Source organism: Candidatus Cloacimonadota bacterium, from assembly GCA_011372345.1.
GTDB lineage: Bacteria > Cloacimonadota > Cloacimonadia > Cloacimonadales > TCS61 > DRTC01.
In genome coordinates, this window is sequence record DRTC01000671.1 from 1 (window position 1) to 4052 (window position 4052).

Sequence of the window (4052 nt, forward strand, 5' to 3'; positions counted from 1 at the left end):
GGCATAATATCTGACGCATCGTCGCAACCATATTTTACAAAAAAACCTATTTGAGATTCGGTTTTATTGGCGCAGCCGACAACCAATCTATTTTCAATTTCTGCATAAAGATAAAGCAACACCATTCTTATTCTGTGTTTCGCCCTATAATAGGCGTTATTTTTTTGTAGTAGAGATTTAAAATCCTTATTCTTAAATCCCAATATACTGGCGGTAAATGGAGATTCACCGGTTTGTTTTTCATAATAATCATAAGCTTTTTTAACCACCTTTTCTTTGTGTTTATCCGGCAGTGGAAGTTTGTTGAGAGCAAACAAACGATATACATTCATTTTTTTCAAAATTGGGCTTATATCCAATAATTTTGTTTTCAGGTTAAAATTTTTTGCCAAAAGTTGAGCATCCTTAACATGTTCCCTTTTTGAGTCCTTTTCAGGCATTATTAGCGCCAAAACTTTATCCGAACCAACCGCTTCTTTGCATAATACAGATACCACTGCCGAATCAATTCCCCCGCTTAAACCCAGAATTACTCCATCTCTTTCCAATTTCTCCATATTCTCCCGAATAAAATTTCCAAGTGAAAAAGCAATTTTTGTAGGATCAATTTTCATGCGGGAATACAGATGTTTTATTTTTACATCGGAATCCATTATTTTATCCAATTTTTTCCTTAACCTGAATGATTCCTAAAATATCTTTACATTTGTTAAATTGATTAATTCACAGTCCTAAAAAAACAACTGGTAAGAGGCAGTGAACAATTTTATACTTCTTTGCTTTTTGTGACTCCGAGTAAAATACCAAAAATAATAATTAATATTCCGACAATAATGAGGTTTATTCCACCTTGTAATCCAGCCACAATACCGGAAACAATGAGCCAGAGACCCAAGATTCCACAGATAATTCCCTGCCACTTTTTTGCAGCGGTAACAAAGCTGAGTATCGCCAGAACAATTCCTACAATGATATAATTGACAGGCCCTTGAAGACTGACAACAAGACCTGATATCAAAGTCCAGATACCTAATATTAAATTAACCCATCCTGTCCACATAATATTCACCTCCTTAAATTTTTATTGATGCTTCCAATTTCTTAATTCACTCTGTTTGTTTATTACTGCCTCCTACCAGAGTTTTTTATTTCATTTTTGTAATTACAATTACTGTGCCGTATTAAAATGAACATGAAATGAGAAACAGAGTGGCTGTTATCTTAATAATAATCAAATTGTTGCCAGATTACTGTTTTATTAGGAGGTTTTTTCAACGCTTGAATAACAACAAAAAAATCGCACCTACTTTAGATAAAGTAAGTAAGTGCGATTTTTTATTAATAGTTAGGCTGCGAATATTTTATTCGCATATTATTTAATTTTTCGTCATATTTTCAAATCCTTCAATTTAATTCCGCAGCGCTTCATCATGGCCTGAAACTGCCTTCTATCCATACCGATTTCACGGGCTGCCTTTGATATATTTCCTTCTGAACGTTTCAAGGCATTGGTTACAAATTGTTTTTCAATTTCCAAGGCGGCTTTTTGTTTTGCTTTTTTCTTTGCCAGTTTCAGTCCTTCCTTGTTCATTATGTTTAATGGGGCAATTCCCATCAATTCATCAGGCAGATGGTTAATCTCAATTTTTCCATCTTTTGCCAATACCATTGCTCTTAAAATAACATTTTCTAATTCCCTCACGTTTCCAGGCCAGTTGTAATTTTCCAGTATCGACAGTGCCCCGGAAGATATGCCCCCTATTTTTCCATGGGCGTCACTCGAATGTTTTTTTAGAAAGAAACCAACTAACGGAGCTATGTCTTCCCGACGTTCCCTTAAAGGTGGCAGCATTATGGAAATTACTTTTAAGCGGTAGTACAGGTCTTTTCGAAAACGTCCTGACTCGACATCATTTTTTAAGTCTCGATTGGTAGCGGCGATAATCCGAACATCAACCTGAATAGGAACAACACCGCCAATCCTGGTGAAACTTTGATCTTCAAGCGCCCTTAGCAGCTTAGGTTGAAGCGAAATGGGCATTTCAGATATCTCGTCCAGGAACAGAGAACCGCCATGAGCGAGCTCGAACTTTCCTTTTTTTTGAGCTACTGCTGAAGTAAAAGCGCCTTTTTCGTGACCAAAGAATTCGCTTTCAATTAAATCTTCAGGAATTGCTGAACAGTTTATCGGAATAAATGATTTGGAAGCGCGATCGCTGGATAGATGAATCATGTTTGCAATCAACTCTTTTCCGGTTCCTGTCTCTCCCTGAATTAACACGGTAGCCTTAGTGTCAGCCACCTGTCTAACTAATTCCATAATTTTTTTCATTTGTGGACTGGCGTAAACCATGTTTTTGAAATTGTAAATGCCTTCTAATTCCCGCTTTAGTCGAATATTCTCTGTTAGCAGATTACGATAAGAAAGCGCCTTTTGTACGGTAACTACCATCTCTTTCATCTTTACTGGTTTTAACAGATAATCATAGGCTCCCAATTTCATTGCCTCCACCGCATTTTCTACAGTGCCATAAGCGGTCATTAATACAACAGGAATACTCGAATCAAAAGCCTTGACTTTTTGAAGCATCGCGATTCCGTCTTCATCCGGAAGCTTCAGGTCTGTGAGCACAAGATCAATACTCGCATTCTGCAAGTGATCCACAGCATCCGACACGCTTCCGGATACAATGACTTTGTAATCAGGCCTCAAATTTAATTTGAGAAGTTTCTGGATTTTTTCCTCATCGTCCACAACTAATATTGTCGGTGTGTAACTCAATTTAACCTCTCTTGAATTGGTAACTTTAAAGTAAATGTTGTTCCCTTTCCAAAATTACTCACAAAGGAAATTGTCCCTCCCATGCTTTCCATGATCTGATTGCTGATAGAAAGCCCTAATCCTGTTCCATTCTTTTTTGTAGTAAAAAATGGGTCAAATATATTGGACTGAATAGTTTTCTTTATTCCGATCCCGGTGTCTTTGATGGAAATACTGATCTGTTTATTCCTTATTGCTGACACTTTTACGGTTAGCATTCTTTTTTCAGTTTTGCTCATTGCCTCTAAAGCATTCAGCTCAATATTGATTAACACCTGTTTGAGTTGTTCCGGGTCAAAATACAGGGGAGGAAGTCCTTTTGCGTAGTGTTTTTTGATAGTAATATTTAATGTCTTTGCCTGTTCGGAAACCATTTGCAGGGTTTCATTCACAAGTGATACCACATCATACTTCAGGATCTCTGGTTTTTTAGGACGGGCAAAATCAAGAAAATTATTGAGAATTCCATTGAGTCTATCTGTTTCATCAACGATAAATTGAAGTATCTCTTTCTGTTCATCCTTGTTCAAAGCTTTATTCATCAAAGTTTCAGCAGAACCGGAAATAATGTGCAAAGGATTTTTTATCTCGTGTGCCATGCCAGCGGAGAGAGTGCCTATGGCTACGAGTTTTTCTGTCCGCAGCAGTTGTCGTTCACTCTGCTGTTCCTTTTCGTAAATCAAAGTGCGGGAAATAGCAATAGCGGCTTGATTTGCCAGCGTATTCAAAAACTCCATATCTTGCATTTCCCATTTCGCAGCGGTTCTTCTTTTTCCAAGCGCTAAACATCCTAAGAGTTCATCTTTAATTCGAATGGGAACAAGAAGAAAAATGCCTGACTTATGAAGCGCATCCAAATCAGTATTAGCTTGAACATTTTCGTCAATGTTTTCAACCTGAATTGCATCATCATATCCGGTAAGCCACCGATTTATATCTGCAGGATGAAGAACGAGCTCCTTTTCGATGTTTCGTCCACATTTAATCATGTAGCATTCTTCGGTTTCATCCCAAAGGAAAATGGCAATTTTTTTAAGCTTAAAATTTTCCTCAATGAAATCTATAATTTGACTACAAAGTTCATCCAATTTTATGTGATGGGCAAGTGTTTTTGTGAAAGCCAACATTCTTTTTTGAATTTTCGTTCTTCCCGGAAAAACGAAATGATCAATTAGGCGTTCAATATAACGTTTAATAGGCATCAGCAAAATTACAATTGCTAAAACAAAAA

At 36.9% G+C, this 4052-nt stretch carries 4 protein-coding genes; all 4 read right to left on the reverse strand.

Features of this window, described 5'->3' with window-relative positions; translation table 11 throughout:
• On the reverse strand, positions 1-665 hold a 665-nt coding region (gene nadE / locus ENL20_12835; protein ID HHE39436.1), incomplete at its 3' end, for an NAD(+) synthase.
• Positions 666-766: 101 nt separating this feature from the next.
• Positions 767-1060, reverse strand: coding sequence for a hypothetical protein (locus tag ENL20_12840; GenBank protein HHE39437.1), 294 nt, complete (start codon positions 1058-1060; stop codon positions 767-769).
• A 327-nt stretch (positions 1061-1387) separates the two neighbouring features.
• Positions 1388-2782, reverse strand: coding sequence for a sigma-54-dependent Fis family transcriptional regulator (locus ENL20_12845; GenBank protein ID HHE39438.1), 1395 nt, complete (start codon positions 2780-2782; stop codon positions 1388-1390).
• Positions 2779-4052: GAF domain-containing sensor histidine kinase (locus ENL20_12850; GenBank protein HHE39439.1), on the reverse strand; the 1274-nt coding region annotated here is incomplete at its 5' end. The genes ENL20_12845 and ENL20_12850, both read right to left, overlap by 4 nt.